This window comes from Methanogenium sp. S4BF (assembly GCF_029633965.1).
Lineage (GTDB): Archaea > Halobacteriota > Methanomicrobia > Methanomicrobiales > Methanomicrobiaceae > Methanogenium.
This window is the reverse complement of record NZ_CP091277.1, coordinates 1,979,389-2,004,736: the sequence shown is the minus strand read 5'-3', so window position 1 is coordinate 2,004,736 and position 25,348 is coordinate 1,979,389. Positions and strand designations below refer to the sequence as shown.

Annotated in this window: 24 protein-coding genes and 1 pseudogene; 18 read left to right on the top strand and 7 right to left on the bottom strand. The window is 55.4% G+C overall.

The window, feature by feature from the left end; translation table 11 throughout:
- Positions 1-70 precede the first annotated feature (70 nt).
- On the bottom strand, positions 71-910 hold the full coding sequence (locus tag L1S32_RS09640; RefSeq protein WP_278154892.1) for a proline/glycine betaine ABC transporter permease: 840 nt from the start codon (positions 908-910) through the stop codon (positions 71-73).
- Entirely contained in the window at positions 910-2,130 is a 1,221-nt protein-coding gene (locus tag L1S32_RS09635) for a glycine betaine/L-proline ABC transporter ATP-binding protein (RefSeq protein WP_278154891.1), read from the bottom strand. Before L1S32_RS09635 ends, L1S32_RS09640 begins: the two co-directional genes overlap by 1 nt.
- A gap of 262 nt (positions 2,131-2,392) precedes the next feature.
- Here L1S32_RS09635 and L1S32_RS09630 point away from each other — a divergent pair, with 262 nt between their 5' ends.
- From L1S32_RS09630 to gpmA, 9 genes are all read left to right on the top strand, one after another.
- Complete coding sequence (locus tag L1S32_RS09630; RefSeq protein WP_278154890.1) at positions 2,393-2,935, top strand: KH domain-containing protein; 543 nt, start codon at positions 2,393-2,395, stop codon at positions 2,933-2,935.
- A 185-nt stretch (positions 2,936-3,120) separates the two neighbouring features.
- On the top strand, positions 3,121-5,394 hold the full coding sequence (locus L1S32_RS09625; RefSeq protein WP_278154889.1) for an ATP-dependent DNA helicase: 2,274 nt from the start codon (positions 3,121-3,123) through the stop codon (positions 5,392-5,394).
- Positions 5,387-5,944, top strand: coding sequence for a KEOPS complex subunit Cgi121 (cgi121, locus tag L1S32_RS09620; RefSeq protein ID WP_278154888.1), 558 nt, complete (start codon positions 5,387-5,389; stop codon positions 5,942-5,944). The genes L1S32_RS09625 and cgi121 overlap by 8 nt, the downstream gene beginning before the upstream one ends.
- A gap of 52 nt (positions 5,945-5,996) precedes the next feature.
- Positions 5,997-6,401: a hypothetical protein gene (locus L1S32_RS09615; RefSeq protein ID WP_278154887.1), complete on the top strand. Its 405-nt coding sequence runs from the start codon at positions 5,997-5,999 to the stop codon at positions 6,399-6,401.
- A 68-nt stretch (positions 6,402-6,469) separates the two neighbouring features.
- Positions 6,470-7,060 (top strand): YIP1 family protein, encoded by a 591-nt coding sequence (locus L1S32_RS09610; protein WP_278154886.1) that lies wholly within the window; start codon positions 6,470-6,472, stop codon positions 7,058-7,060.
- Between the two features lie 200 nt (positions 7,061-7,260).
- The gene (locus L1S32_RS09605; protein WP_278154885.1) at positions 7,261-7,554 is read left to right on the top strand and encodes a hypothetical protein; all 294 of its coding nucleotides are present in this window, start codon (positions 7,261-7,263) and stop codon (positions 7,552-7,554) included.
- A gap of 201 nt (positions 7,555-7,755) precedes the next feature.
- Complete coding sequence (locus tag L1S32_RS09600) at positions 7,756-8,646, top strand: hypothetical protein (protein WP_278154884.1); 891 nt, start codon at positions 7,756-7,758, stop codon at positions 8,644-8,646.
- Between the two features lie 73 nt (positions 8,647-8,719).
- Positions 8,720-9,637 (top strand): AEC family transporter, encoded by a 918-nt coding sequence (locus L1S32_RS09595; RefSeq protein WP_278154883.1) that lies wholly within the window; start codon positions 8,720-8,722, stop codon positions 9,635-9,637.
- Between the two features lie 123 nt (positions 9,638-9,760).
- A complete protein-coding gene (gpmA, locus tag L1S32_RS09590) occupies positions 9,761-10,510 on the top strand; it encodes a 2,3-diphosphoglycerate-dependent phosphoglycerate mutase (RefSeq protein ID WP_278154882.1) in 750 nt (249 codons plus the stop codon).
- Positions 10,511-10,684: 174 nt separating this feature from the next.
- On the opposite strand, the gene L1S32_RS09585 is transcribed toward gpmA, so the two are convergent.
- Both L1S32_RS09585 and L1S32_RS09580 read right to left on the bottom strand, forming a co-directional pair.
- On the bottom strand, positions 10,685-12,319 hold the full coding sequence (locus L1S32_RS09585) for a PKD domain-containing protein (RefSeq protein WP_278154881.1): 1,635 nt from the start codon (positions 12,317-12,319) through the stop codon (positions 10,685-10,687).
- Entirely contained in the window at positions 12,319-14,061 is a 1,743-nt protein-coding gene (locus L1S32_RS09580) for a YIP1 family protein (protein WP_278154880.1), read from the bottom strand. The genes L1S32_RS09585 and L1S32_RS09580 overlap by 1 nt, the downstream gene beginning before the upstream one ends.
- A 168-nt stretch (positions 14,062-14,229) precedes the next feature.
- Between L1S32_RS09580 and L1S32_RS09575 the strand changes: the two genes are divergently transcribed.
- The gene (locus tag L1S32_RS09575; protein ID WP_278154879.1) at positions 14,230-15,561 is read left to right on the top strand and encodes a PEGA domain-containing protein; all 1,332 of its coding nucleotides are present in this window, start codon (positions 14,230-14,232) and stop codon (positions 15,559-15,561) included.
- A gap of 243 nt (positions 15,562-15,804) precedes the next feature.
- Here the strand turns inward: L1S32_RS09575 and L1S32_RS09570 are convergent, their stop codons facing one another.
- Positions 15,805-16,251 carry a ribonuclease III domain-containing protein gene (locus L1S32_RS09570; protein ID WP_278154878.1) on the bottom strand — a complete coding sequence of 149 codons (447 nt, stop codon included), beginning with the start codon at positions 16,249-16,251 and terminating at the stop codon, positions 15,805-15,807.
- A 159-nt stretch (positions 16,252-16,410) separates the two neighbouring features.
- Between L1S32_RS09570 and cbiM the strand changes: the two genes are divergently transcribed.
- The 6 genes from cbiM to L1S32_RS09540 all read left to right on the top strand — a co-directional run bounded on the left by cbiM (position 16,411) and on the right by L1S32_RS09540 (position 20,712).
- Positions 16,411-17,055 (top strand): cobalt transporter CbiM, encoded by a 645-nt coding sequence (gene cbiM / locus L1S32_RS09565; RefSeq protein WP_278154877.1) that lies wholly within the window; start codon positions 16,411-16,413, stop codon positions 17,053-17,055.
- On the top strand, positions 17,052-17,393 hold the full coding sequence (locus tag L1S32_RS09560) for a PDGLE domain-containing protein (RefSeq protein ID WP_278154876.1): 342 nt from the start codon (positions 17,052-17,054) through the stop codon (positions 17,391-17,393). The genes cbiM and L1S32_RS09560 overlap by 4 nt, the downstream gene beginning before the upstream one ends.
- A gap of 183 nt (positions 17,394-17,576) precedes the next feature.
- Positions 17,577-18,410 carry an ATP-binding cassette domain-containing protein gene (locus L1S32_RS09555; RefSeq protein WP_278154875.1) on the top strand — a complete coding sequence of 278 codons (834 nt, stop codon included), beginning with the start codon at positions 17,577-17,579 and terminating at the stop codon, positions 18,408-18,410.
- Positions 18,407-19,225, top strand: coding sequence for a cobalt ECF transporter T component CbiQ (gene cbiQ, locus L1S32_RS09550; RefSeq protein WP_278154874.1), 819 nt, complete (start codon positions 18,407-18,409; stop codon positions 19,223-19,225). The genes L1S32_RS09555 and cbiQ overlap by 4 nt, the downstream gene beginning before the upstream one ends.
- 57 nt (positions 19,226-19,282) lie before the next feature.
- The gene (locus L1S32_RS09545; RefSeq protein ID WP_278154873.1) at positions 19,283-20,083 is read left to right on the top strand and encodes a hypothetical protein; all 801 of its coding nucleotides are present in this window, start codon (positions 19,283-19,285) and stop codon (positions 20,081-20,083) included.
- 59 nt (positions 20,084-20,142) lie between these two features.
- On the top strand, positions 20,143-20,712 hold the full coding sequence (locus L1S32_RS09540; RefSeq protein ID WP_278154872.1) for a hypothetical protein: 570 nt from the start codon (positions 20,143-20,145) through the stop codon (positions 20,710-20,712).
- Between the two features lie 11 nt (positions 20,713-20,723).
- On the opposite strand, the gene L1S32_RS09535 is transcribed toward L1S32_RS09540, so the two are convergent.
- Positions 20,724-21,203 (bottom strand): peptidylprolyl isomerase, encoded by a 480-nt coding sequence (locus L1S32_RS09535; RefSeq protein WP_278154871.1) that lies wholly within the window; start codon positions 21,201-21,203, stop codon positions 20,724-20,726.
- Positions 21,204-21,344: 141 nt separating this feature from the next.
- Here L1S32_RS09535 and L1S32_RS09530 point away from each other — a divergent pair, with 141 nt between their 5' ends.
- Positions 21,345-21,752 (top strand): CARDB domain-containing protein, encoded by a 408-nt coding sequence (locus tag L1S32_RS09530; RefSeq protein ID WP_278154870.1) that lies wholly within the window; start codon positions 21,345-21,347, stop codon positions 21,750-21,752.
- A gap of 157 nt (positions 21,753-21,909) precedes the next feature.
- Here L1S32_RS09530 and L1S32_RS09525 read toward each other — a convergent pair whose 3' ends face one another.
- Complete coding sequence (locus tag L1S32_RS09525; protein WP_278154869.1) at positions 21,910-23,826, bottom strand: PAS domain-containing protein; 1,917 nt, start codon at positions 23,824-23,826, stop codon at positions 21,910-21,912.
- Between the two features lie 1,048 nt (positions 23,827-24,874).
- Here L1S32_RS09525 and L1S32_RS09520 point away from each other — a divergent pair.
- Positions 24,875-25,336, top strand: a pseudogene (locus L1S32_RS09520) (hypothetical protein); the annotation flags it as partial.
- Between the last annotated feature and the right edge of the window lie 12 nt (positions 25,337-25,348).

Genomic DNA, 25,348 nt, shown 5'->3' with positions numbered 1-25,348 from the left:
CAGAAAAAAACCATCGAAAACGGTTAAGAACTGACTTAGGGAGAAATTAGATAGGGATATATATATATCACTATTGGTTTTGGCCGGAGCGGATCACATTCTGTGTGATCCGGTCAAGGATGATCGCGATTATGACGATACAGAGGCCAGCCTCGAACCCGCCGCCGATATCGACCCGCTGGATACCCATCAGGACATTGAGACCGAGACCAGCCGCCCCGATCATCGCCGCGATGACGGTCATCGAGAGGGCGAGCATGATGCACTGGTTGACACCGGCCATGATCGTGGGCAGGGCAACCGGCAGCTGAACCTTGATCAGCTTCTGCCACTCCGTTGCCCCGAACGCCTCACTCACCTCAATGAGCTCAACCGGCACCTGCCGGATACCGAGGTTGGTGAGACGGATGGCAGGCGGCATCGCAAAGATGATGGTTGCAATCATCCCCGGGACATTCCCAAGGCCAAAGAAGATGACCGCTGGTATCAGGTAGACAAAGGAGGGCATCGTCTGCATCAGGTCGAGAACGGGCCTGAGGGCGGTATCAACGGCTACCGACCGTGAGGCGAGAATCCCTAAAGGAATGGCGATTGCAAGCGTCACCACCGTTGAGGTGAGGACGAGGGCAAGGGTCAGAATGGTCTCAGCCCAGAGGTCCAAAAGATAGATAAAAAGGAGCCCGAAGAGGGTCAGAAGCGCGATTTTGATGTTCTTATGGGTGAGCACCCATGCAAGCACCGCAAAGATTGCGATGAGAATAAGCGGCGGAACAGCCGCCATCCCGTCCTGAAATCCGCTCACGAGGATATCCATGGCTGTGGTTATGGCATCCAGCAGCCACCCGAAGGTCTCATTGATCCATGCAACGACTGCTTCAGCCGCCTCACCGACCGGCAGAATGTCTGACATCAGACCTCAACCTCCAGCCGGGCAAGGCCCGCAAGAAGCGATCCCCGTACAATGATTCCCTTTATTTTCCTTTCGCCGTCAAGAACCGCCACCGGATAGGCAGTCTCCGCCATAATAGGCATCAGCTCCTGTGCCGGTGTGTCCAGCAGGACCGTCGGGCTGTCTGTCACCATCACCTCTTTGAGGGGTATCTCCCGTTTTTTTGCTTTAACAGCCCCTTCAACGGTGACAAGACCACGAAACATCCGATCCTTTCCGGCGACAAAGATGCTCGATATACCATACTCCTCCATCAGGCGGAGCGCATTTCTCGGCCCCGAATCAGGGGGAAGAAGCGGTTCGGGACGCTTCATCACGTCCTTTGCGACGAGCACGCGGGAGAGGTTCACGTCTTCGACAAACCGTTCCACATAATCACAGCGCGGATTCTGCAAAAGGTCTTCGGCGGTTCCAACCTGGGCGATGGCACCGTCCTTCATGAGCGCGATACGGTCCCCAAGCTTGAGTGCCTCATCCAGATCGTGGCTGACGAAGATGATGGTCTTGTTCACCCGTGCCTGAAGTTCAATCAGTTCATCCTGCATATCACGGCGGATCATAGGGTCAAGTGCACTGAAAGCCTCATCCATCAGGAGGATATCTGCATCGCTCGCAAGCGCCCGGGCCAGCCCGACCCGCTGCTGCATTCCGCCGGAAAGTCCGGACGGATAGCTCTCCTCATACCCGGAGAGGCCGACGAGGTCAATGGCCTCCCTCGCTTTCTGTTCCCGCTCTTCCACAGGCATATTCTGGATCTCAAGGCCGAATGCCACATTCTCCAGAATAGTTCGGTGAGGCAGGAGGGCAAAGCTCTGGAAGATCATGCCGATCTTCGTCCGTCGCACCTGCCTGAGTTCATCCTCGCTCATCGCGACGATATCGGTTCCATCTATGTCAATGGCTCCGCTGGTCGGTTCGATGAGCCGGTTTATGCACCGCAGAAGGGTCGACTTTCCGCAGCCGGAAAGACCCATGAGAACGAACAGTTCGCCCTCATAGACATCAAAAGAGACGGAGCGGAGTGCAACATTCTGCTGTGTCTCCTCAAAAATCTCCTGTTTTTTCTTTCCCTGTTTCACAAGTGCGAGAGCATCTTCAGGATATTTACCGAAAATTTTCGTAAGGTTTCTGACACTGACTTTGATTTGTTTTTGTGGTTCTTCTTCCAGGATTTCTTCCATGTTATGGCAACTCCGGGAAATTTGGGTAATTGCCAAGGCAATCCCGAATTACATAAATCTTTTTCTATTGAGCTTACAAGAATGGATTGGGTTCCCCAATTTGGGGGACTATTAGGTCGAATCAATATAATGATTTTGGTCATACATCAGGATGTGACGGAATCAATTCTCTTCAGTGTGAACAAGACGCGCGAGCTTCCGCGCCACCAACCATTATCCCCTTTCCCACCCCATTATACTGTATACAGGGAGAATACCCACCATGACCACCACTGAATTAAAAATCACCGCCAACCGCATCCCGGTCCTCATCGGGAAAGGCGGAAAAACCAAACGCGATATTGAGAAAAAGACCGGCACCACTCTCAGGATCGATTCTGAGGATGGCCTCGTTGAGATCGAAGGGGAGGACGCCATCGCGGTCCTCCGGACTTCAGAGATGGTGCGTGCCATCAACCGGGGTTTCTCCCCCGAACGGGCAGCCACCATCTTCGAGGATGAGGACATGATGCTTGACATCCTGGACCTTTCCAGCGTCTGCACCACACCAAAGCAGATGGAGCGTCTCCGGGGACGGATCATCGGCAAGGAGGGACGGGCCCGTGAGCAGATTGAGGACATGACCGGCGCCATCCTCTCTGTTCAGGGCAAGACCGTCGCCATCATCGGTATGATTGATCAGGTGAAGAATGCCCGGACTGCAGTCGAGATGCTCGTTGAAGGTCTGCCGCATGCGACCGTCTTCTCCTTTTTGGATCGCAAGAAGAAAGAGGCCAAATTCGACATGCTCGATTATTATTACTGACCCCTTCATCTGCACATCATTTTTTTGAAGATGCCGCATATCAAAAAGGACACATGAATCCCTGAAATCTGGAATGTAAAGGATTAAACGGATGATTTCCACTGGAATGCATATACCTGTTTTCTGCTCGTTTTCGGTGAATAAAGTAATTAAATCTGTTTTACACTGGAAAAGAAGGGGTGCCTTTGGACTTTTCTGAATTGTCGCTGCCTACGGCGTTTAAAGAGCATTACAAAGAGAAAGGCATCGAATCTTTATACCCGCCCCAGAGTGAGTGCATAGCAGCAGGCCTTCTGGACGGGGCAGATCTGCTGGTCGCCATCCCCACCGCATCCGGCAAGACACTGATCGCCGAGATGGCCATGCACGCCGCCATCGCACGGGGCGGCATGTGCCTCTATGTCGTGCCCTTAAAGGCGCTTGCGACTGAGAAGGCCCATGAATTTGCCGGCAAGGGAGCTGCCATCGGTGTCGCCACCGGGGACTATGACCAGAAAGAGAACCGTCTGGGCGCAAATGACATCGTCATCGCCACTTCGGAGAAGGTGGACTCCCTCCTCAGAAACGGTGCCCCGTGGCTTTCCCGTGTCACCTGCCTCGTGGTCGATGAGGTGCACCTCATCGACGATGAATCCCGCGGTCCTACCCTTGAGATGGTGATCACCAAACTGCGTCATTCCTCCCCCGGAATGCAGGTGATTGGCCTCTCTGCCACCATCGGCAACCCGAAACAGCTCGCCGGATGGCTGGGCGCCGGCCTCATCACCTCAGACTGGCGTCCGGTAGACCTCCGGGAAGGCATCTGCTATCGCAATACCATTTATTTTGCCGATGAGGAGAAGGAAATCCCCGCTCCCGCAAAGACCGAGGATATCAATCTCCTGCTTGACTGTGTGGCAGAGGGGGGCCAGTGCCTTGTCTTCGTCTCATCACGGCGGAATGCGGAAGGGTATGCGAAACGGGCAGCAACAGCCCTGAAATATTCCCATGCAGTACTGGACAGTATTGCAGAGAAACTGGAGGCTGCAGCAGAGACCGATATGGGGCGGGTGCTTGCCGCCTGTGTCAGAAACGGGGCAGCGTTCCACCATGCCGGAATGAACCGGATACAGCGGACACTCGTCGAAGAGGGATTCCGAACCGGGTTTATCAAGGCCATCTCATCCACGCCGACACTCGCCGCAGGGCTGAACCTCCCGGCCCGGCGCGTGATCATCCGTGACTACCTCCGCTTCGCCGGCGGTGAGGGGATGCGGCCAATTCCGGTGCGCGAATACCGCCAGATGGCAGGGCGTGCCGGACGGCCGCATCTGGACCCTTATGGTGAGGCGATCCTCATTGCAAAGGCCGAATACGCGGTAAACGACCTCTATGAGGAATATGTAGAGGCACCCGATGAGGATGTGCAGTCCCGGTGTGGAGAGGAAGGGGTGCTCACGGCGCATATCCTCTCGCTTATCGCAACCGGGTATGCCAGGTCCCGTGATGAACTGATGGCATTTCTGGAGAAGACCCTGTATGCATACCAGCATACCGGCAAACGGGCGCTCTCCCGGACACTGGACGATGCCCTCGTGTTTCTTATCGAAGCCGAGATGGTGACGGATCTCTCAGGTATGCTGCATGCAACCGAATACGGGGAGCTGACCAGCAGACTCTATATCGACCCACATTCAGCCGAAATCATCACCACTGCCCTCCGCGAAGAAGGGAATCTCACAGACCTTGCCCTGCTCCAGCTGCTGTGCATGACACCTGACATGTTTACCCTTTATGTAAAGAAGAACGACCTCGGCATGCTTGAGAAGTTCTTCTATGAACATGAGGAGGAGTTCAGGACCGAGTTCTCCTATGATGAGATGGAGGAGTTCTTCCGCAGTCTGAAGACCGCAATGCTCCTCTCTGACTGGACGGATGAAATCGGTGACGATACCATATGCACGCGCTATGGGGTCGGGCCGGGCGACATCTACAATGCGGTCGAGGGAGTGGGATGGCTGCTGCACGCCTCCGGGCGGCTGGCCCGCCTTTTTGCTCCCGGGCACCGTGACGCGGTGGAGGAGACCACCCTCCGGGTCCGCCACGGCATCCGGCGTGAGCTGATCCCTCTGGTGCGGATCAAAGGCATTGGCAGGGTCCGGGCACGACGACTCTTCACGAATGGCATCACCACCCCCGAAGCGCTTGCCACAGCAGACCCTTCGTTGATTGGGAGCATTGTGGGCGGCAAGACCGCAGAAAGTATCATCCGGGCGGCCAAAGCCGGAAGACGGGGCGGTATCCGCAGGGACATCACATCCGAACGCATGGCCGCACGCAAAGGGGAAGGCGACCAGCCCACCGAGATGGATGGCGGGGCCCCTGCCGGAAAACCAGGAGCCGAAAGAAACAGCCACCCAGCTGATGATTCCACCGCACAAAAAAGCCTCTTCTCATTCGGAGCGAAATCAGATGAATAGCACAGACAAAAACCCCATGCCCCCGCACACCCTCCTCTATGCTGATGCAGAGATACCAGATATCCGGGCCTTTCTTGCAGCCGTACATACCGCAGCCGACCACCTCGGCCCGCAGACCCACATCATCTGCATTAATGCAGACAAAGTCGCCGGCAGCCTGCACGTAAAGACCGCACTGAGCCATGCCTGCCGGGCCTGGTTTGCGGATAAAAACCCGGTCGCCCGCTCCTTTGAGATGGAGGTGCTTCTCTGGGTGGCGGCAAGCCGCCAGACAAGTGAAGCCGCGGGCTTCGGGGCACAGAACGGGGCGATGGCCCTCTGGGTATTGGTCGTGGGTGCAGAAAAGAGGCCGGAAGATGAGATTGCCCGCCTACCCGGCATGACCCTCCATGCCAGTCCTCCGCTCAGCGCTGAGGAGATGAATGCCGGGAAGCGGGCACGCCTGATGCAGGACTTCTCTGTCACTGAAGAAGAACTTTCAACTGTAGGGAATGAACGCCTCCCGGAACTCATCGCAGAACGTGTCGCCTTATCGGCTGTATACCGCTAGGTGCACGAACGATATTCTTTTTTACCCGGGCCACCCCATACCAGCACTATCCATGGACCTCTCCCGTCTCTGCTCGGTGGCTGTGAAGGCTGTCTCCATCAAAAGAGTCTCAGTTGCGTCCATTCACGGGACCGTAACGATGGCCGTCACCTCCCGTGCACCGACCCGCCTGACCCTCTCAGAGGTGAGGTTTGATGTCCTCCCCACGGACGGCACAACGGAACGGGCCATCATCCACGGATGGACCGAAAACGTCAGCCTGGGCGCCTATACCACCACCGAGGTTCCGATTCCCGTTACCGTCACCTCGGCAGAGGCGGTCCGCTTCCTCACCGGTGCCCTGACCCGCGACATGGACGCCCGCGTACGGGGCACGGCGAAGATAGACGCCTATCTCTCCGAAATAACGATTCCTTTTGATAATGTAGTCACCCTGCCGTCCATTCTGAAACGGTGACCATCTGAATTCCTGTACTACGTAAAATACGTACATTTATTTGCTCAGGGGAGCGATACCCGGCGTATATGGCACAGGGGTTCATCCTCCGGGCAGCTGATATTCTTCTGAAACCTGCGGCATTCTTCCGCCAGGTACAGGATGGCACCCTCATGGAGGCGGCCCTCTTCTTTCTCACCGCCCTCTGTATTCATAGCATCCTTGCCGGTGTGGTTATCCGGGGCGGCGTGGGCGGATTTTTTTGCAGTGTCCCCTTCATCAGCACCACACCCACAGGGGCAGACTCAATCATCGCCGCCATTGCCGGCAGTTTTCTCTTCGGCATCATCTCAGTAACCGCTACAGGCGCCGGCATCCATCTCACGGCAGTGGCATGCGGTGCAAAAAACGGCGTCACGGAGACCTTCCGTGCCCTGCTCTATGGGGTTACCCCTCTGCTGCTGATCGGATGGATTCCCCTGGCAGGCATCTTCACCACGTTCTGGAGCATGGCTGTCACCACGTACGGCATCCGGGAACTGCAGAACCTCTCTTTATTCCGGGCGGCTGTTACCGTATTCATACCTGCGGCTATCCTCATCGGAGTGTGCTCATTCGGTATCGCCCCCCTCTTCTTTGGCTATGATTATACCCGGTTCTTCTCCCTGCCCTGCCGATAATACACCGGTGAACAAAAAAAGGACTGATACCGGGATTACAGGCCGATACGCTGCTTCCGGGATCATAGCCGTACCATCACATTATCGCCATGCACAAACAAGGGTCCTGCCACATATCCGTCTCATGCCGTCCTCCCGAACCCGGTACTGAAACAACCCGTGCCATTATTACCGACAAATGAGAATAACTCCCTGATACTATGGCAGGAACACGAGGACACTTTGAAAAAGGCGTATGGGTGGAAGAACCGATGCCTGCTGATGAGGCAGAGAGGGCAGCACCTGAGGTCGATGTTGAAGAAATAATTGCCACTGCCCGGAAATCAGTCTCACGGACGATAACGGATGTAAAGACACTCGGAAAGACCCTCTTTGGTACAAAAGAAGGCCGCAGCCACCTGGAAAAGGAGGCGACAAAGGCCGGAGATAAACTGGAGAAGGCGATAAACGAGGCCGTCGAGGATGCACGAAAGCTACTGAAAAAAACAGAATAACTCATATTTTTACCGGTTCGCTCCATCTGAACCTCATATACCAAATATGACTGAATCGCTCTCTTGCCCTATACCAGACAAAAGCGGACAGGAATAGTCATTTTGGTTCATATCAGCACCCAAGGTTATTATAGAGAGGGGTAGTATTGGAAGAGTACCACAGGACCGAACGGTGTGAATGGTTCTTTGGAGGTGTGTCTTGTGACGAAACGGTATATAATGGAATTTCTGGTCATTCTTCTCATTGCAATGTGTATTGTGATGCCCGCTGCGGCAGTTGAACTGGAAGAGGTATTCCTGGGAACAGTGACAAAGGCGGATAAAGCGACAGGCGTGCTTGATGTGAAGATATCTGCGCAGTGGAACGGGAAGCAGTTTGCGCCGGTCGACCCGGTGACCATCTATGGGACCTCGACATTCGATGTCCTGTTTGACAACATCAAACAGGGCGATGAGGTGGTCGGCACCCTGATGGGCGGTGAAGAGTGGATTGCCATCGGCCTCGTCGGGTCGAAACAGTCCACCCAGAAACAGCTGGCGTGGATGGTCGGCGACCCGAATGCGATGGTAACCCCATTTGTCGGCAACTACAGGGTAACGTATACGGCAACGCCGAAGTGTGACTCCTGCATGGGATCAGTCTGCTACGCGCAGTCGGTGGATGTAGTCGCGACCATTGTCGGGTATGACGCAAATGGAAAGGAGTACACGGTATCAGATGTCGGGACACAGACCCTGCTGCCGGCAGAGACCTGGAATGCACTGGCGACAGGAAACCAGCAGTATCTGGAGATCCTCTTCATCAAAGGTGAGGCCCCCGCATCAGCCTGTCCGCAAAGTGAGATGATTGTCGGCCCACAAGCCGTGTCTGCCTTCTTTATCAAATCCATGAGCACCGCGTCTGCAGTGCCCACCACAGCACCGGTGACCGAAGAGACGACTGCGGTGCCCGCAACACTGCCGGAAACAGAGACCACGGCACCCACCGCGTCTGAAGTGCCCACCACACCCTCGTCAACTCCGGTTCCAGGATTTGGCCTGATGGCGGCTCTTCTCGGCTGTGCCACAGCACTGGTGGTCATCCGCCGGTAACTCCCCCTTTTTTTCCAGACACCTGCCACGTTCGCAAATAGTATTGTAGCCGCTTCGCCAATGTACTGAACATATGAGTGTCACGGTCATTGCAGAGAGCATCATCATCCTCTTTCTGTTGATGGGCATCGGCTTTCTCTGCAGGCGGACCGGCGTCATCGGCCCGGACGGAGCCCGCGGACTTTCTTCGTTTGTGGTGAACGTAAGCCTTCCTGCCCTGATTGTGATGGCCATGCAGGTGCCTCTCACTCCCGAACTGGTGGCCAATGCGGGCGGTATTCTGCTCGGGGTGGCGGTATTCTATGCGGTCTCCTTTACGCTCGCCTTCACCGTGCCCCGCTTTGTCGCAGACTCTGACCTTGAGGAGGGCGTGATGCGGTTTATGCTCGTCTTCTCAAACCTCGGGTTCATGGGCATCCCGGTAGCAGGCGCGGTATTCGGCCCGGAATCTATCTTCTATGTCTCCATATTCAACCTCACATTCAGTCTCCTGCTCTTCTCAGTGGGCGTGCTTATGCTCAGGCCAGACATGGGCCGCTACCTTGACCCGAAACTCTTCCTGAACACAGGCATCATCGCTTCAGTGACGGGTCTGATTCTCTTCGTACTCCAGATCCATATTCCGTCACCGTTCGCTGACGTACTTACCCTGCTCGGCAGCACCACCACCCCGCTTGCAATGGTCGTCGTGGGAGCACTGCTTGCAACCCTGCCTGTTGAGGGCCTGTTTACCGACAAAAAAATATGGGTCATCGCCGCACTACGCCTCTGTATCATTCCCCTTGCAGTCTTTCTCCTTCTCCGTCCCTTTGTATCGGGGCCATTCCTGCTGGGTATCCCGGTACTTCTCGCGGCAATGCCGGTTGCCGCCAATGCGGTTATGCTTGCAGAAGAATACCATGTAGACGCCACCATCGCCTCGAAAGGGGTCTTTCTCACGACCACCCTCTCTCTTGCAACACTCCCGCTCATCACCCTCCTCATCACCTGAAGGGAGACAAAGAAGAGGGTACTCCTCCCCACCCGGCAGGACAGGAGCAGGGTGCAGCGAACGGGCAGGATGACAAGGTATTTTTTTGGTCCCGACGAGAGGTATGCAGGAGATTTCTGATCTATGTACAGACTTGTGCTGCTCCGTCATGGGGAGAGCGAATGGAACCGCGAGAACCGCTTTACCGGGTGGACTGACGTTGACCTTTCTGAAAAAGGCCTGGAAGAGGCGCATGCGGCAGGGGCCCTCCTCCGCCGCGAGGGGTTCACCTTCGATGTCGCCTACACCTCGGTGTTGAAACGGGCCATCCGCACACTCTGGATCACCCTCGACGAAATGGACCTGATGTGGATTCCCGTGCGACGCTCATGGCGCCTGAACGAACGCCACTACGGTGCCCTGCAGGGTTTAAACAAGGCAGAGACCGCAGCAAAATACGGTGACGAGCAGGTATTCATCTGGCGGAGAAGCTACATCATTCCTCCCGAACCCCTTGCAGCGGATGACGAACGTTCACCGGCAAATGATCCCCGGTATTCTTCTCTTTCACCGGAAGAGATTCCCCTCACCGAGTGTCTTAAGGATACGGTCGCCCGTTTCCTCCCACTCTGGAGCGGGGAGATTGCCCCGGACATCCGGGCAGGGAAGAATGTGCTCATCGCTGCACACGGCAACAGTCTGCGGGCACTCGTAAAAAATCTGGAGGGCATATCTGACGAAGACATCTCACAACTCAATATACCGACCGGGATCCCGCTCGTCTATGAACTTGATGATGACTTAAAACCCATCCGGTCGTACTACCTCGGTGATGAAGAGGCGGTCAAAGCGGCAGCACAGGCCGTAGCAAACCAGGGAAAAGCTAAGAAATAATTCTTTTTTTCCGGATAGAGCGATACCTGTTCCTGAGAGCAATGCTGGAACTCTTCAGGCATTTGGAAAGGGATGTACGGTGGCGGTATCCGGACACAGGTTCTTTTGACTGAAACAGTAAGTCTGGCAGTGTGTGTGCCGAAAAATCCTTTCACGTCGAAAAAATGAATTTTATTAGCTCTTTTTCACCGCAAAGATCAGGAAACCGGGTTCATCATCGATTCCAAGGAAGCCGAAGAGTATTCGGATATACTCATTATAGAGACCGGTCATCTGCCGGTATTCTCCGTCAATAAATCCGGTATCCTCTCCAACAGGCACCGGAGTCGCGGTGGGAACAGGAGTCTGCGTCATGGCTGCAGCAGTCACCGCCGGGTTGACGATGATGTTCATCGTAAACTCATCCGTCCTGCCGTTCTCATCCTCTATCTCGAGGGAGGCCGTGTAGGTTCCGGGCGATGAATAGACGACATTGGACGGCGACGACCCCGTGTAGGTCCGGCCGTTGCCGAAGTTCCATTGATATGACTCAATGCCGCTGCCCGTGGATGCGTCCACAAACCGCACAGTGAGCGGGGCCGAACCACTTGACGGATAGGCATTGAAGCGGGCATTGAGCTGGACGGTGCCGACAGTGACTGTCTTTCCTATGATATTGCTCCCGGCGTCATTCCAGACCGTGAGTGTCACATAGTAGCTGCCGGAGTTCTGGTAGGTGTGCTGAGGATTCCGGAGTGTGCTTACCCGGTTGCCGGTGAAGTCCATCGCATCATCAAAGTCCCACTTCCACTGATCGATGCCTTCACCGGTTGAGGTGTCGGTGAAGGAGACCGGACTCCCCACCACCGGGCTTGAGGGGGTCCAGGAAAAAGAAGCGGTTGGTTTATCACCGGTTACGGTTGTCGTGCCTTCCCCCACGGTGATTGTTTTGGTGACGGTGTCGGAGAACCCACCTGATTTTCTGATGGTAAGTTTTACATCATATTCACCATCAGAGGAGAAGGTATGAGACGGATTCTGGTTCTCAGAACCGGTATTGTCATCAAAATCCCATTCCCAACTGGTTGGATTCCCTTCTGATTCATCAGTGAAGGAGATGGAATCCCCGGCATCAGGACTTGACGGGGAAAAATCGAAATCTGCATCCAGAGTATTCGCCGACGCAACGACAATCGACCGTGTATAAGCAGCAGACGTCCCGGCAGCATTCGAAACAGTCAGGCTGACGATATAGGTTCCGGCAGACGAATAGGTCTGGGCAGGAGGATACTTCACCGCGCTGATCTGTCCGTTGCCAAAATTCCAGTAGTAGCCGGTCGGACTGCCGCTTGACGTATCAGTAAATGTGACCGCGGTTCCCGGTGCCGGGTTTGACGGACTGTACGAGAACGAGGCGACCGGCAGAGCGACCTGTGTCTGTGTGGCTGTCGCAGTAGCGGTTGCAGTCGCTGTCGCAGTCGCTGTGGCAGTTGCTGTGGCAGTAGCGGTTGCAGTAGCGGTTGCGGTAGCGGTTGCGGTTGCCGTAGCAGTTTCAGTAGCCGTTGCGGTAGCGGTTGCGGTTGCAGTTGCGGTCGCAGTCGCTGTGGCAGTTGCTGTTGCAGTTTCAGTAGCCGTTGCGGTTGCCGTAGCAGTAGCTGTAGCTGTTGTATTCGTGATTCCGGCCATTGGCGTTGTATTATCCGCACATACCGGTGGGACGGCGCATGCGATGATGACAAGCACAGCCATCAGCGTGCCGAGAAGGCCGGATATCGTCCCGTCCGGAAGATTCTGCATCCATTGGGGAAGGAAGAGTATTGATTTTTTCATTACTGTGAACCTCCTGCTGAGAAAAAGAGAGAGAATATCACCCCAAAGAGGATGACCGGCACGGCAACCGCAAGCAGCGCAAACCTGTTCTCCACATCATCTGCCGCAACAAGTCCTTTGTACTGCAGTACAAGCATCCAGATTGCTGCAAGAAACGGGCCGAAGAAGGGGATGAGCCCCACTGTGCCAAAGGGCGTTGCCGCATAGGCACACGTACGGAAGGTCTCTGTTACATCATCACTCTGGCCGAGAATGCGCAGCAGGATGTGCATGACAAGTGACCAGATGAGGATGCCCGCGATGCCAAGGATGACAATTCTCGGGATAAGAAGGAGCGAACCCACAATATCAGCTCCCAGAGCGGCCATCCGGGGATACTCCGCTGCATCAAGGGAACCGGCGAAGAGGTGCAGCACAATCGAGGTAACAGCTGCAAAGATGGCAAGAACTGCTGCAAGATAGACCAGCGCCTGCCCGAAACTGTCGGTTCGTGTATACCGGAATGCGTCATCCGGTGCAGCAAGAAAACCGAAAAATTTCTCAATGAACGGAACCTCGGAGAGGCCCAGCTCCTGGCTGCGGAACCGGAATGAGGCCTTTTTTCGTGGCTGCCGCTGTTTTTTTTCCTTTTTTTCCCGCTTCTGACGTGGTTTCTGTTTCTTTGCCGGGCGCTCATCTTCTATGGCCGCATCAAAGGGCAGGTCGCGAATGCCAGTGGTGGCCTGTGCCGATCCGCTCCCGGAACCAACCGGCGATCCGCAGTTCGGACAGAACCTTGGGCTTCCCGTGAGCGGTGCTCCACACTCAGTGCAGAACTTTGCCCCACAAGGGATTGAACCGCCACCCGGTGGACGGGCTGTAGGAGGGGAGAACGGCGCCTCCCGTTCTCCGCGGACGGGCCGGATTGGGCGCGCGACAGGCGTCACGGGTGCCGCGGCAGTCTCTGTGAGTGCTGCCGCCCATTCCTCACGTTCCGGTGCCCGGCCGCCGGAGTACCACTCCGAGAATACCAGCACCATTGTCCGCTCATTGCCGTCTGCCGCCCGGACCCGGAGATGCAGGGAGGGGTCACCCCCTGCCGACTCCTTCGCGACAACGCCGGTAATCTCTCTCCTGCGCACCGTAAGCGGAGGCGCCTTCGGGTCCTCGTGCCGGACGAGGGAGATGGTATCCGGTGTCAGGGAGGCAGTGAACTCACGGCCTTTCACGATGATATGCTCTGCTTTCAGACCGGAAACAGAGGGAGAAGGAGGCCGGACAGGGAGTTTTTCCGGTGCAGGCTCATTCTCAGGGCGAAAAATCGACGAAACGGATACGGGGGGAGCCGGTTCGGATACCAGAGTCTCTGCCGGCCCGGTAGAAGACGGAGCTTCGGTTTCTGCCTGATCGGGTATGGAAGGTGAGAAGACAGCAGCAGGGGCAGGGCCCGGCGGGGGTGCTGTTTTTCCAAGCATACCAGCAACCAGTTCTGCCAGCCGGTCCCGTTCATCAGCCGGTTTAAACCCACCACCCCCGTCAAATGCCAGGACCATCGTCCTTTCACCCCTTTCGGACATGACCGTAAGGGAGAGGGACGGGTCCCCCTCAGCGGTCTCACCGCGCGAGAAGGCCGAAACCATGCTGAATACAATATCCACCTGAGGTGCATCCGGATAATCCGGCTGGGTAAGAATGAGACGTTTTTGCGTGAGGAAGAGATCAAAAAAATGAGATTTGACCCTGACAGAAGGTGAAGTCGTCACCAGTTTTTCATCGTCGCCGAGGTCAGGATATATCGTATAATCACCTGAAGAATGTTTTTCCTGAGATTAAAATATAGTATCGCCCGCATGCATGCCAAATACCTCATGTCCGGACATCTCCATTCCCGACCAGTCAGCTATATCTTTGCACTCACTGTATATTCACCTATGACAGGTCGCGCACACCGGCGCCTCTGTGCCGGCATTCTGATCCTCCTTGCAGGTGCCCTCCTCCTCTGTCCCGCCGCAGCAGGACTGGCACAGTACCGCATCCACACCAACATCGATTATGCACCGGTATATTTTGACAGCGTCTACCAGGGTCAGACCTCAGGAGGGGTTCTGACCGTCACCGTCTCTACCACAGGCCCCCGCTACAGCACAGTTGAAATACGGAAAGCCGGGTATTATACCGTCTCACAGAATCTGCCCTATGTTTCGGACGGATCATCCACTGACCTCTACTTCACCCTCACCGCAGACAGCGGCACGACCACCGGTACGCTTGCCGTGCAGACCTCTCCCACCGGTGCCTCAGTCTATATCAACGGCATCTACCAGGGAACGGCTCCCGTGACCGTTACCCGTCTCCGTCCGGGCACATACACCGTCATCGCCGAGATGCCGGGTGCTGAGAGTGCAACACAGATCGTCACCATGACCGGCAGTGAATACCGGACCGTCACGCTTAATCTGGGCGGCAGCGGCGAGATCATCTTTACCTCCGAGCCTTCGGGTGCGTACATCTCACTTGACGGCACCATCATCGGCACAACGCCCCACACAGAGACCGATATCGACCCCGGCGAGCACCAGATCGTCATCACAAAAAACGGCTATTACAACTGGCGTGAGACGATTGACATGACCGGCAGCGGCACCCGGTACATCTACGCCGTCCTGAGTTCCGTTGTGCCGGAGAATGCCATCCTCATCCGGTCAGTCCCGGCCGGCGCTGCCATATACCTCAACGGCATCTACCAGGGCGAGACGATGGAGAACGGATATTTCCCCATCACTGACCTCAGGACCGGACAGCATACCATTCTCCTCAGGCTCAGCGGATACGATGACTATCAGGAGACCATCTCCCTCTCGGAAGGGCAGACCATCACGGTCTCTGCCGACATGGAGGAGGGAACCGGCAGCGCCATATTCACCACCACACCCACCTCATCCGCAGCGACCGGAAAACTTGCGGTGAGCACCAGCCCGCCGGGTGCCCGGATCTCCATTGACGGCAGTCTCTCCGGCCGCATGACCCCTGCCACCATCTCGGCCATCCCTGCAGGTACCCACACCATCCGCCTTCAGCTTGACGGGTATGCGCCTGCAGAGGCAACAGTGACCATCACCGCCGGACAGACGGCTTCACTCTCCCTGCCACTCGCTCCGGGCGGGGCGGCAACACCGGTGCCCACCACAACCCCGGCACCACTCTTCATCCCGGCAGCAGGGATTATAGCCCTGCTCTTCATGCACTCCCGCCGGGCCCGCTGAACAAAAGAGATAACCTCAATTTTCCTTCTCTTCTGTGGTGCATGGTCTTCAGTGTCACCACATGTCTTCGGAATGCACCGGGCCGAACCGTTGGTCTGCTGTATACGTCAGGGATGGAGTTACCGCCGCTCACGGGTGCTAAATACTCCGTTCGGGAGGAATAATGCAGAGAGAAGAGAACACGGGCCGGAAACATCCTGCATGAAAGAAAGAGCGGAAATCTTTGGATTTCTGAAACCGTGATTATGGAAAGAAGCCGAGGTGTGCAAGAACCCTTTGAACGGCTGTTGTTCCGCCGTCAAGGTACGCCGCTCCACAGACCGCCTCCATGCACTCCGCAAGCACCCGCCCTGACCGCCAGATCTCCTGCCCGGACTCCCCCTTCCCCCACGTCACATAGCGGTGCAGTTCAATGGACTCTGCAAGACGGCGGAGAACCGTCATATTAACCATATTCATCTTGGTTACAGAGAGCTCACCCTTGCTCTCCATCCCCCCTGCGATGAGATGCTCCAGCACCACCACATCGATAACCGCGTCACCAAGGGTAGCCAGCCCGTCCATTGCGCTGCCATCGCCGCATCCATCCTCTTTTGCCGCCGCAAGCCGGTTGGTGGCACGAACAAGCAGGGCACGGTCGCGGAACCGGTAGCCAAGCGCATCCTCCAGTTCATCGTACAGCAAATTCATAGATATTCATGTTATCTGGAATGAGTGAAGAGATAACCCCTTCTCCCTCCGGATTTAATACCCATATGGGAACAAATCAGAAATGATATTACGAATTTGAATTTTGATTGATTTAGTAACACATATAAACAAAAACGTAATATTTTCAAGTGGATTACCATGCATATACCTGATGCGTTTCTCCCACTATGGCAGAGTGCCATCTACTGGATTGTGGCACTTGTCTTTATTGCCCTCGCACTAAAATGGGCGAAGAATGAACTGTCTGAAGACAAAATCCCGCTTGTTGCGGTCCTTTCTGCAGGAATATTTGCCATCCAGGCATTTAACCTCCCGGTCGCCATGGGCACCTCCGGGCATCTTGTCGGCGGCGCACTCGCAGCCATTGTGCTCGGCTCACCGTATGCGGCCGTCTTCATCCTGACGCTGGTCCTGATCATCCAGGGCATTATCTTCGGTGACGGCGGCCTCACCACAATGGGTGTCAATATCCTCAATATGGGTGTCATCGGCGGATTTGTCGGATTCTACGGCTACCAGACCCTGAGCGGGGCAGGACTGAACCGCTATGCATCTGCAGGCGTTGCAGCATGGCTTGCCTGTCTCATTGCAGCACTTGCAGCAGCTGTTGAGATGGCCATTGCAGGCACATTCCCCCTTGTGCCGGGCCTCATTGCAATGGGCACCTATCATGCGGCAATCGGCATCATTGAAGGCATCATCACCGCTGCTGCGATCTACTTCATCGCAACGGCACGCCCGGATATGCTGACAGACAACGCCGCCACGGAGGCTGCAGCATGAACATCTCCAATAGCCAGTTTCTCATCGGCGGCCTGGTGATCGCGATTCTCATCGGCGGCCTTGCAGTATTCCTTGCATCCGGTGACCCGGACGGCCTGGAGTCCACCGCTCTCTTTGTGCAGGGCGAAAAGACCCTCACCGGCCCATCCCCTGAAGACGGGGACCCGGAAGCAGTCGGGGTAAGTGACGCTTTCGAATACGAAGCACCGCTGCCTGACTACACCACCGGCGATGAGGGAGGGAAAGCGGGAGAACTCTTTGCTGTCTTTGCAGGCATCGTCATCGCCTTCGGACTGGCCTTCATCGCCTCACGTCTGGTCGCTGCAAAAGCGAACTAATACAGGCCTCCACACCAGGCACACGTATACCGACAATTACCGGATTCCCGTTTCCGGGGCAGGGAGACTGAACCCCTCCCCATTCTCTGACATACCAGAGAAAAACGAATACCTATTTTTTCATACACAATATGACAATCTTAATACCCATTCCCTGCAGAGATTTCTCTACGGTATCTATCCATGCACATCATCGAGACACGTGACCTCACCTACTCCTACCCGGGAGGGATCGATGCCCTTCGGTCGGTCAGCATGCATATCCACAGGCATGCACGGATAGCCGTTCTTGGCTCGAACGGAGCGGGTAAAAGCACTCTTTTCAGCCATTTCTGTGGCATCCTCACACCGACCTCCGGGCAGGTGCTCGTGCACGGAGAAGCGGTAACAAAAAAGAATATCAGGGAGGTGCGAAAGACCGTGGGCATGGTCTTCCAGAATCCCGATGACCAGATCTTCTCCCCAACCGTGGAGCAGGATGTCGCCTTCGGCCCGGTGAACCTTGGCCTCGATGAAGAGACGGTTACGCACCGGGTCGATGAAGCCCTTCGCCTGATGGAAGCCGGGCATCTGCGCCACCGCACCCCGCACAAGCTCTCGGGAGGAGAGAAGAAACGGGTGGCCATCGCAGGGGTTCTCGCGATGGAGCCGCAGGTGATTGTGCTGGATGAGCCATCCTCCGGCCTTGATCCGCAGGGTGTCCGGGAACTTACCGGCTTTCTCCGCACCCTCCCGGACACCTACGGGATGACGGTCATCTTCTCCACCCATCAGGTTGACCTGGTCCCGGAGATCGCTGATTATGTCTATGTAATGCAGGACGGCATCATCGCGGGGGAAGGTACGCCGGATGAGATATTCCTCCGTGAAGAACTCCTCCGCGGGGCACGCCTGGACGTTCCCATTCTGGCACGCCTCCTGCGGTCGCTCAGGGACAGCGGCATCAGAATTGATGCGGGGTCCTCCTACCGCGATGTGGAGGCTGAACTCCTCCGGCTGCTGGCGGACCGGGCATGATCGAACATCTCGCCACCATTGAACGCGACGCCCAGGGCACCAGCCGTGTCCACCGGCTGGATGCCCGGGTAAAAATAATCATCACCTTTGCTGCCATCATCTCGATGGTGGCCATGCCCTACTCCACCGCGGTATACCCGCTCGCACTCTGCTGGTTTGGGCTCTTTACTGTCTGGTGGGCTCTCTCGGGTCTCTCGCCACGCGTCTTTTTCTGGCGCTACCTGATGACCCTGCCCTTTGGGCTGTTCATCATTTTCTTTCAGATATTCTTTGAAAATCCATATTATGACGTATTCACTCCAATAGTCACCTTCCCGTTCGGGATATCGATATATGCTGAATCCGTTGAATTCGCGACCATTCTTGCCCTGAAATTCACGGCATGTATTATCTGGGTGATTCTTTTGTCATCCACGACTCCCATGGAGGATTTGCTGCAGGGAGCGCGGCGCCTCGGGTTTCCTTCGGTGATGGCACTCTCCCTCGGAATGATGATCCGCTACCTCTTCGTCTTCGCAGAGATGTATGCAGACATCAACGACGCCCTCGCCGTCCGCCACTTCAACGCCTTCTCCCGGGCCTTATCCTACCGCTACCGGATGAAGATCCTTGCCTACACCATCGGCACGATGTTTCTGCGCAGTTATGAACAGGGCGAACGCACCTATACCGCAATGCTCTGCCGCGGATACGGAAAGGATGCCTATGAGCATCTGAAAAAAAAAGCACTCACCGGCAGGGAATACGGACTCATCATATCGATGATCACCCTTTTTTGTGCGGCATCCGCCGGTGCCTTCCTTTTTTGGGCCTGAGCATTTTCGGAAGAAAGGGTTATGACCCGTCATCCCCTCTTTTCAGTTATATAAGAAGTGACTGACATGAGAGTATCCGTTGTGTTTCTGACTATTCTGGCGGCTGCTGTCCTTTCCGGGACAGCTGCCGGATACCTGATATCATTTGACGCTCCGTCCTGGGTGAGTGCCGGAGAACCGATTGCAGTGAACGGCACCAGCACCTGCCCGCCTGGCGCACAGGGCTCCATCATCGCCTACCGCGATATGCCGGGCAATATGCCGGTATCAGTCGACTACCGGGTCTTTACCACAGGGCCGGACGGTGCCTGGGCGGCCACCTTCTCAACTGACGGCTGGATGGCGACCTCCTACAAGCTTGAGATCGGAAAAAAAAGCAACTATCCCCTTGGGTCGTCCTCGGTCACCTATCGGTTTGTCGAGGTGATTGACCGCTCAAAGGACTGTGTGGTAACGACCCCTGCGACGCAGTACTGGCAGGGAAACATCGCCATCTCAGGAGTGGCCCATTCCCCTGAGGGTGGCCATATCCTGATAGATGTCTCCGACAGCGCCGGCAATGACATCTGTGGAACTGTCACGGTCCCGGTTGCAGCAGACGGCGCCTTCGCCTTCAGTTGCTCTGTACCCGGGCCGGACACCTACACAGTCCGGTATTCCGATGAAAAGGGCCTTCTGACCACTGACGAGGTGACCGTCATCCCGGTTCCTGCTGTCACCCCGGCGCCGGTGGTGACACCGGAATCTCCAGCAGGACCTGCAGCTGCACCGGCAGAGAGAACGCCTGCCCCACTCGCTGGTATCCTCGCAGGGTTCATCTGTGCGGCATACTGCTGCAGACGGGGGTGGGACTCATGAGTCACATTCAGGAGAGGCTGTCCACCCCACCTGCCACTGCCAGAAGAGAAAGACAGGCGATGAAGACAATACGTAAGATATGCATACTCGCCGCCTGCTGCGCCCTTCTGGGAGGGACGGCCGCCGGGTATACCATCGCATTTACCGTAAACCCTTCCGAGACCATGCCAGGCGGGATGGTAACGATCACCGGTACAAGCACGATACCGGCCGGGTACGCAGACGAAGCAATCCTCTATCGGGAAGTGCCGAACTACCCCGCGAGGGAAGCAGGCCGCTACCCGTTTACAGTAGCAGAGGGAGGGAACTGGGGATTTGTCATCGACACCACCGGATTTCTGCCCGCGACCTATAAAATTCAGCTGTCCAAATCCGGGGAGTACCCGTATGGATCCTCCGCGGTGCTGATGCAGACCTTTGTCGTCACCGCTCCCCCGGAAACACCGGTGCCTGCCACTACTCCGGCATCCACCCTTACACCAATACCAGCCGCCTCACCGAAAGAGACCGCACCATCCGCCAGTGTGCCGGCACCGACCACCTCTCCGGGAGGGGTGGGGACCGTGCTTGCGGCAGCAGGCATCAGTGCTCTTGGATGCGCATCTGCTCTCAGACGACGAAACGAATAAAAAAGAATATTTCAGAGAATGGTTGCCTTTGTGATGACAACCTTCTCTACCGGGCGGTCATTTTTGTCGGTGCGGGAGAATGCAATGGCATCGACAACATCCATCCCCTCAACCACTTCGCCAAAGACCGGATGCTTGGACGGGGTCTGGCGGTCATCAAAGTCCAGGAATTTGTTGTTCACCAGGTTAATAAAGAACTGTGAACCGCCGCTGTTTGGCTGGCCGGTGTTCGCCATTGATATGGTGCCACGGATGTTTGAGTGGCCCTTGACAAACTCGTCTTTGATGGTATAGCCTGGTCCGCCGGTGCCGGTGCCCTTCGGACAGCCGCCCTGGATCATGAAATTCCGGATCACCCGGTGGAAGACGATTCCGTCATAAAATCCATCCTCAACGAGTTTTTTGAAGTTTCCTGCAGTGATTGGCATGTCATCGTAGAGTTCGATGATAATGTCGCCCTTGGTCGTTTCTAATTTTACTCTGGTAGGCATCGGGGTTGCTCCTTTCGTGTACAGGCACTATCGCACCTGTATTCTCAGTCTTTTTACACCCCGGCAGATAAATAATCATGGGTTAGTCCACTGTCTCCGCCGCAACAGGCAAATGCTGCCACTCCCTAATCTATCCGAAAGATGAAGTGGTACATCCCCCTTATCATCGCCGGCAGCTGTCTGCTGCTGTTTGCCCTCTTCGGCGAACCCGGCACCCCTGCCCTCAGCTACGGGACAGTGGCGGCTGTGGCAGAAACCGATCCCGCAAACCTCACACTCACTTACACTGTCACCCTGACCGTCGAGAACACCGGAACCGCCGCTGCAGACAATATAGTCGTGGCGGTCTACCTGACAACGCCTCCCGGTGCGCCTGAGTGGCAGCAGGCAGACCTTGTCTTTCCAATCGGGCGTCTTTCCAAAGGAGAAGTGGCAACACGTACCAATACCACCACCCTCACCGTGGAGGAAGAGACCTATACCCTGCTTACCAGCGGGACACTCCCCGAGACCGCAGTTGTCGCTACCTACTCTGATGCCTTCTTTTAAAATACGAACGTGAAACGTATCTTTCATGCTCTGTTCATTGAAGATGTGCTCCCCTTTTCATGGAGAAGAGATCAGATCCTTTTTCCCGGTAATCCCATCCACTGTCTCCGGAACGTCTCCCGGAGAATACGCAGAGAGGCACACGGGCCAGGTGCCGTCAGGACCGCTCATCGGGTTCATCCGGATCCCAGCCATGGTGTTTGCGCAGGAACTCACGGACCTTCTCTGATTCCAGCCAGCGCTGGTCCAGGCGGCGGACCAGTTCGTTGATCGTGGCAATCTGCTCATAGATCCGGTCCGCATAGACACCCTCATCAAGTTCGGTATACCCGAGGATCACCATCAGGGGGTTTCTGATCTCATCATTGAGAATGGCAAGGTGCTCCAGGTTCCGCTCGATCTGCTCCAGTGTCTCACGCTGCTGCCGCCTGAGTTCGACAATGCCTGTTACATCCTCCAGAAGGACGCCTGCTTCATCCCCCTCCGCGGTGGAAAAGGCAGTGATACGCAGATCCTTTCCCAGTATCTCTGAACGGAACTCAATGGGTTCACCGGCCCGGCCCTCACGGACCCGCCGGAGGATCTCCCGTGCAGTTATTCCCCTGCCGGGCAGGACGTCTTCAACAGGGGTGTTGATCGCATTTTCCGGTTTTATCTCCGTTATCTTCGCAAAAGCCGGGTTTACCGTAAGGAAGCGGATATCATCACTTTCTTCCCTCCTGATCAGGGCAAACCCGGTATTCATGCCGGTGAAGAGATCCCGGTACTGCCGTTCACTGGTCCGCAGGGCCGCAGCTGCCGCCTCACGGGCGGTAACGTCAAGAGCAGTCACCACAATACCGGTAGGCACACCGCTCTCATCCAGTACCGGGCTTGCGATCACTTCCGTGACCGTCCCGTCGGCTGTGGCAACCGTACCCTGCACCGGGTGCTGCCTCTCCAGTGCCTCCGGTATCGGACAGCCCTCGCAGACACCCGGCTCATCGTGCACTACACGATAACAGGGACATCCCGTCGGCCCCATCTCTGTTCCGGTTGTGATCCGTCTGGCAGCCGCATTCGCCCAGATGATGTGATAGTCAGTGTCAAGGAAGAAGACGCCTTCTGTGACCGCATTTAATATCAGCGTCTTCTCCCCCTCAGATGCCGCAAGTTCCCGGTTTTTCCGGTTAACTTCGTTGATCTTCTCTTTCAGTTCTGTGACAAGCACCGTGGTGCTGTCGGCAATTCGCGAGAATTCGGGAATTCGGGCAGGCCGAATTGCATGATCCAGATCACCGGATGCGATGATATCGATATCATCAACGATATCCGTGACGGGACGGGCAACGTGACGGGAGACAATAATCCCTAAGATGGCGGCAATGCCAAGCCCGAGCAGCATAATAGTGCCGTACGTCACAAGTGCCTGAAATGCCGCCGCCTCGCGTGCCCCGGTCGTGTAGGTCACCTCTGCATAAAAATCCACAAGTGAGTGTATGGGTGATGAACTGTCCTCAATGTCGACAATAAAATAACGGGTTTCCGTCTTGTTCTTTGGGTCAGAAACACCCACCGGCTCACCGGTATCCTTCACCTGCTGCAGGATGACGATTGTCGCATCATCCGCACCTGCCTCCCCTATGCCCGTGTTGACGTTAAAAGGGCCATATGTTGAACTATAGAAGCGTATATTGGTCACTATCGGATGAGCATCGGTAAGAGCAGGGATTAATTCATCATATGTGAATATACGCTGCTCATCCGGCAGAGTCTCCATGTTCAGGCTCATCTCGAGGAGGTACTGGTGGTCAGGAGTGGGGAGGTACGCAAACTTCCGCAGAGCTTCGGTATGGTCCACACCGCTGCCGCTTCTGTCCGGGACAAATGCATCCCCTTCCCGTATTTGCGTAATCTCCCCAAAAAATTGTGGATAGGCACTGAAATCAATCCCAATGTCCGGTTCATAGGTGGCATATTCAATCACGCCGCTCTCATTGATGATATAGAGATCCACCTCTGCTGCGGTATACTGACCGATCTCCTCCTTCAGGAGTATGAGGTCGATTGCTGCCGGGTCCCCCCCGGACGCCACATATGCTGTCTGAAACTGCTTAAGGCCATTTTCCAGCTGGCTGTTGAAGGTGGCCTCATAGATCCGGTTTCCACGATCAATGAGATTTGAAGAGACAGTAATCTGTTTTTCCGCCGCCTGCTGGCTTTCATAAAACGTATGGTCAATATTCTCAATGGCAGCGGTATACGAGAAAAAGCATGCGATAACAATAGCGACGGCGAGTGCTGCGACAATGGTCAGTGAAAGAATCCGGGAAAATGAATGATGACTTGTCAGACTATCCCCGCCCCGTATTGGTAGATATCAAAATAGAGTAAATAACCCTTCTGGTTTTAATTCCATTTTGGGGATCATTTGAGATAAACCGATACTTTTTGGGAGCAATTAACACCAGTGATTAATTTGATCCGGTATACATAACCCCGATTTGTGTCTGTGACCACCCGGCAGTATCGGTGGAGAGAAGGGGGTGCGGCACGAATCATGGAATCTCCGGACGCAATCACCCGCAAAGGCTGCATTGACAGTCGAGTAGACGGGCCACATGTACGGAACATGCCCCCCCAACCAGTACTACTGATCTAATGAAAGATGAAAATCAGACTGAAACCAGCCTTTTAACGGGAAAGGGAATCTGCCATTCAGTTCTGAATAGCAATACCCCCAACAGATATGGGGCATATGCGGGGCAGGCACCCGGATACTGACGACACCGCATACCGCTTTAATAGCACTTAACGTTACAGACCGTCAACGCTTCAGTATCTATTCGTAAATTATCACAGGATGGGTGTAATATGGCAGAACGGACAATGCACTGAAGCTCTCAGCGGCTCTTTATTCTTGCAGCAATTGGATCTGCAATCGGATTCGGCAACATCTGGCGTTTCCCGTATGTCGCCTATGACAACGACGGAGGGGCCTTCTTAATCCCCTACTTTATTGCTCTCTTCGGAGCAGGCATTCCTCTGCTGCTCCGTGAGCCGGGAATCGGAAATAAAACAAAGGCAGGCGCCGCACAGGCCTTCCGCGACCTTGTTGGAAGAAAAAAGAGTGGAACGGCTGGATGGCAGTCGTGGTCGCATTCATCATTGTCGCGTACTATGCGGTGATCATCGGGTGGGAGGTCGATTATGCCTTTTTCTCTCTGGACCTTGCGTATGCAGCGGGTCCGGAGTCATTCTTCTTCAATGACTTCCTAGCCATCTCAGACGGACCATTCTCCCTTGGAGCAGTCAACTGGATCATCATCGCGGGACTGGCTTTGGTATGGATCTGGATATATTTCTCCATCTTCAGGGGCGTACACTCTGTCGAGAAGATGGTGCTGGTGACCGTCACCGTCCCGTGGGTGCTCATCATTCTCTTTGTCGTAAACGGCTTAACCCTCCCCGACGCGATGGATGGCCTTGCCTACTATCTTACCCCTGACTTTGCAAGACTGCTGGACCCTGATGTCCGGATAGCTGCCTTCGGGCAGATCTTCTACACGCTCTCGCTTGCGATGGCCATTATGATTGCGTATGCCTCTATCTCCCGG